This window comes from Corynebacterium lipophilum (genome assembly GCF_024102595.1).
GTDB classification, from domain to species: domain Bacteria; phylum Actinomycetota; class Actinomycetes; order Mycobacteriales; family Mycobacteriaceae; genus Corynebacterium; species Corynebacterium pseudogenitalium.
In genome coordinates, this window is the sequence record NZ_JAEUWV010000049.1 from 1 (window position 1) to 961 (window position 961).

General features: G+C 56.1%; 1 protein-coding gene. It reads right to left on the minus strand.

What is annotated here, in order from left to right:
* Positions 1 to 961, minus strand: a 961-nt coding sequence (locus JMN37_RS11260; RefSeq protein ID WP_252932204.1) for a putative Ig domain-containing protein, incomplete at both ends; no start/stop codon positions are given.

Below are 961 nucleotides of genomic sequence, written 5' to 3' on the forward strand. Positions count from 1 at the left end.
GTCACCAGGAGTGAACTTCGCACCCTCAGGAGCCTTGGTGTCCTTACCGTCCTTGTCAGTGAACTTCGGAGCAGGAACCGTAGCATCCTCGCCCGGCTTACCCTTACCGTCCTCATACTTCGGCTCATACGCATCGGTCGTCGGCGCGATATTCAGCGGCACAACATCCATGTGCTCAGTTTCTTTGCCGTCCTGATCAACCAGAACGTACTTCACTGTCACATTCGGCTTCTCCTCAGAAGCCTCAACAGCCTTCTCCGGCGTGCCAGTGATCTTGCCGTTTTCGAACTTCAAGCCCTCCGGAAGACCCTCGACTGCAATCGAACCTTCCTTCACCTCAAAGCCCTGCGGCAATGGGCCGAAGCCCTCCGGCTTCACATCCTGGGTGTACTCCGTACCAGCCGTACCAGCTGCAAGCGGGGAATCCGTTACCACAATCTTGGTAACAACCTTCTCCTGACGAGATTCGGTAACCGTCTTCTTCTCAGTCTTCTCGACACGCTTTTCCGGATCTTGCTCGCCCGGATTTTCGTAGACCGGGTTGCCATTCTCATCAACAACCGGCACTGACTTTTCAACCGTAACATCAACCGTACGGGTTACAGTCACCTCAGTCGTACCAGCCTTGGTTGGAGTACCAGTGATCTTGCCGGTTGCCTCATCAATCGTCAGCCCATCAGGCAAGCCCTCCGCCGAGTACTTCGGTGCAGCACCTTCAGCGACATTGTCCGGCAGCTTCTTGAACAACGGCGCTACCTCATCGGCAACGTAGTCGTCATACCTCGAACCCAGCGGCAACGGCGCAGGAACAACCGCCGTAAACGAGTCAGCGAGCTCCCAACGATCAGAAGGCTCACCCGACGCAGGATCCACACTGACCACAGCGGCCGTGTAGACAGTGGTTTCCTTCAGGTCTTCAGGAGCCTGGAAATCACAAGACTTCAAGGCGCCCTTGTCGTCG